This is a genomic window from uncultured Flavobacterium sp. (assembly GCF_937967675.1).
Lineage (GTDB): Bacteria > Bacteroidota > Bacteroidia > Flavobacteriales > Flavobacteriaceae > Flavobacterium.
The window spans coordinates 1-3504 of record NZ_CALBSN010000191.1 but is presented as its reverse complement, the minus strand read 5'-3'; the positions used below and the strand labels follow the sequence as shown (position 1 = coordinate 3504).

The window sequence follows — 3504 nt, the reverse complement described above, 5'->3', positions numbered from 1 at the left end:
AATTATTATATTGCAATATTACGATAAACAAATATACTACACAATAAAAAATCCCGAAATTTCTTTCGGGATTGATTTTATAAATGCTGAAACGAGTTCAGCATGACAAAAAGAAAGATTATTTACCTCCTTTTTCCATTTTAGCTTTTAATTCAGCAAGAATATCGTTATTATCACCTAAAGTAGATGTTTGTGCTGGAGCTGAAGCAGTTTCAGTTGCAGCTTTAACGTTTTTCTCTTCTTCTTCTCTGAAGATAGCTGTATGAGATGCTACTACTCTTTTGAATTCTTTATTGAATTCAATTACTTTGAAGTCAGCAGTATCACCTTTTTTCAATTTTTTACCGTCTTCTTTTTCTAAGTGACGTGTAGGAATGAAAGCAACGATATCGTCACCAAATTCTACAGTAGCTCCTTTGTCAACAATTTCAGAAATTGTTCCGTTGTGGATAGTTCCAACAGCGAAAGCATCTTCATATTTATCCCAAGGATTAGCAGTAGTTTGTTTGTGACCTAAAGATAATTTACGACCTTCAACGTCTAACTCTAAAACAACTACGTCTAATTTATCACCTACATTTACAAATTCAGATGGGTGTTTGATTTTCTTAGTCCAAGATAAATCAGAGATATATACTAAACCGTCGATACCTTCTTCTAACTCTACGAAAATTCCGAAGTTAGTAAAGTTTCTAACAATTCCAGTGTGTTTAGAACCTACTGGGTATTTAGCCGTGATATCAGTCCATGGATCTTGTGTCATTTGTTTGATACCTAAAGACATTTTTCTTTCATCTCTATCAAGAGTTAAGATAACTGCTTCTACCTCATCACCAATTTTCATAAAATCTTGAGCTGATCTTAAGTGAGTAGACCAAGACATTTCAGAAACGTGTATTAAACCTTCAACACCCTCAGCAACTTCAATGAAAGCACCGTAATCAGCTAAAACAACTACTTTACCTTTAACTTTATCACCAACTTTTAAGTCAGCAGCTAAAGCATCCCATGGATGAGCATGTAATTGTTTTAAACCTAATTGAATTCTTGTTTTCTCATCATCGAAATCAAGGATTACAACATTTAATTTTTGGTCTAATTCTAATACTTCAGATGGGTGGTTGATTCTTGACCAAGATAAGTCAGTGATGTGGATTAATCCGTCAACACCTCCTAAGTCGATGAATACACCGTAAGAAGTAATATTTTTAACAACACCTTCTAATACTTGACCTTTTTCTAACTGACCGATAATTTCTTTTTTCTGAACTTCGATATCAGCTTCGATAAGTGCTTTGTGAGATACAACTACGTTTTTGAATTCGTGGTTAATTTTAACTACTTTGAATTCCATAGTTTTGTTCACATATTGATCGTAATCACGAATTGGTTTTACATCAATTTGAGAACCTGGTAAGAATGCTTCGATTCCGAAAACGTCAACGATCATACCTCCTTTAGTTCTACATTTTACGAAACCGTTTACGATTTCACCTGTTTCATTAGCAGCTATAACTCTATCCCATGCTTTGATAGTTCTAGCTTTTCTGTGCGATAATACTAACTGACCTGTTTTGTCTTCACGAACGTCGATTAATACTTCTACTTTATCTCCAACTTTTAAGTTAGGATTGTAACGAAACTCGTTTAAAGAAATAACACCTTCAGATTTAGCGTTGATATCAACGATAGCATCTCTATCCGTAATTCTTACAACAACTCCTTCAACAACCTCTTCATCACCTGTAGAGATGAAAGTTTTTTCTACTAAAGTTTCAAATTCTTGTAAGTTTTTCTCGTCAACTGCATCGATACCTTCTGCATAGTTATGCCAGTTAAAATTCGCTAAAAACTCTTCTTGTGTTTTGTTAATTTCAGACATGCTGATTAAAAATTTGTATGTTGTGTTTCTTGCGTTTCATCATGCGAATAGAAAACAGCAACAGTGTTTTACATAAATAATTGATTCCTAATGGAAACGCTTTTTCGCCAAAAGGTGTGCAAAATTACAACTATATTTTTGATTTACAAAACATTGATTGAGTGTTTTTTGCTAATTTTCTAACATTTTTTTATGTTTTGTAACTAATATATTTTAAATACATTTGCTAAAAATTTAATATTTAATGATGAAAAAAGTAGTATTTGTATTTATTTCAGCCATACTAGCTATTGGTTGTAACAATTTAAAAGATAATGAGTTTGTTATTTCTGGTACGGCTAATGGTATTAAAAACGGAAAAAAAGTATTTTTAGAAGTACAAACCGAAACAGGTTCTATAGCTAAAGACACAGCTATTGTAACCGATGGAAAATTTGAATTAAGAGGCATTACAAAGGAATTAGATTTAGGATTTGTTAGATTTGAAAACGAACAAATTAACATGCCGTTAATTTTAGAACATGGTACTATTGAATTAAACATTGTTAAAGATTCTTTACAAAAATCAACTTTAGGAGGTACTCCAAACAATGAGATGTTTCAAAAGTTTAATACTGATTCTAGAGTAATTTCAGATAAAGTTGTAAAATTTGAAAAAGACAATAATGCAATCATGCAAAAAGCACAAATGAGTCAGGACACTGCAACGATAAATCGTCTTTTAAAAGAATACAGAAAGTTTCAAGATGAGATGAATATTTACTCTAAAAAATTTATTAAAGAAAATCCTGATGCTTATTTATCGGTTTTACTTTTAGAAAATTTCTTGGTGCGTCAATATTTAACTCCTGAAGAAGTAAAAACTTATTTTGAAGGATTAGATGTAAATATACAAAACACAAAAAGCGGAAGCAAAATAAAAGCAGCTTTAAAAAAGATAACTGGGGTTAAGATTGGAAAACCTGCACCAAATTTTTCAGCTCCCTCACCAGAAGGCAAAACAATTTCTTTGAAAGAATCACTAGGTAAAGTTACTATTATTGATTTTTGGGCATCTTGGTGTGGACCATGTAGAGCAGAAAATCCTAATGTAGTGGCTTTATACAAAGAGTTTCACGACAAAGGTTTAAACATCATTGGTGTTTCTCTTGACAAAGAAGCTTCTAAATGGAAAGAAGCTATTGCAAAGGATGGGTTATTATGGCCACAAGTTTCAAATCTTAAACATTGGAAAGAACCAATTGCTCTACAATACAATGTAGAATCAATTCCTGCAACTTTTATTTTAGATGCTAAAGGAAATATTGTAGCAAAAAATCTTAGAGGTGATGCATTACGCGCTAAAGTGGTAGCACTTTTAGAAGTAAAATAAAGGTTTTTTAACTTATTATTAAAAATCTCCTTAGGGAGATTTTTTTATGTTTTTCATTTACAGAATGTTATAAAATAGTATGTAAAATAGTGGTAAAATCCTTTGTAGGAATAAAAAACAATTCTATATTTGCAACCGCTTAATCAAATAAGCAAGATGGCTTGGGGAGATACTCAAGCGGCCAACGAGGGCGGACTGTAAATCCGCTGATTACATCTTCGCAGGTTCGAATCCTGCTCTCCCCACAAAA

2 protein-coding genes and 1 tRNA gene are annotated in these 3504 nt (G+C 32.2%); 2 read left to right on the top strand and 1 reads right to left on the bottom strand.

Going from position 1 to position 3504, the window contains the following annotated elements; all coding sequences use genetic code 11:
- Positions 1-118 precede the first annotated feature (118 nt).
- The gene (gene rpsA / locus Q0075_RS12565) at positions 119-1882 is read right to left on the bottom strand and encodes a 30S ribosomal protein S1 (protein ID WP_297869806.1); all 1764 of its coding nucleotides are present in this window, start codon (positions 1880-1882) and stop codon (positions 119-121) included.
- A gap of 247 nt (positions 1883-2129) precedes the next feature.
- Here rpsA and Q0075_RS12560 point away from each other — a divergent pair, with 247 nt between their 5' ends.
- Together Q0075_RS12560 and Q0075_RS12555 are read left to right on the top strand one after the other, a co-directional pair.
- The gene (locus Q0075_RS12560) at positions 2130-3254 is read left to right on the top strand and encodes a TlpA disulfide reductase family protein (RefSeq protein WP_297869805.1); all 1125 of its coding nucleotides are present in this window, start codon (positions 2130-2132) and stop codon (positions 3252-3254) included.
- Between the two features lie 163 nt (positions 3255-3417).
- A tRNA-Tyr gene (locus Q0075_RS12555) sits at positions 3418-3499 on the top strand.
- Positions 3500-3504: the final 5 nt, after the last annotated feature.

What these genes read in the sequence shown, in the direction of transcription:
- Q0075_RS12560 (WP_297869805.1), top strand. Translation starts at nt 2,130, where the DNA reads ATGAAAAAAGTAGTATTTGTATTTATTTCAGCCATACTAGCTATTGGT.
- rpsA (WP_297869806.1), bottom strand. Translation starts at nt 1,882, where the DNA reads ATGTCTGAAATTAACAAAACACAAGAAGAGTTTTTAGCGAATTTTAAC.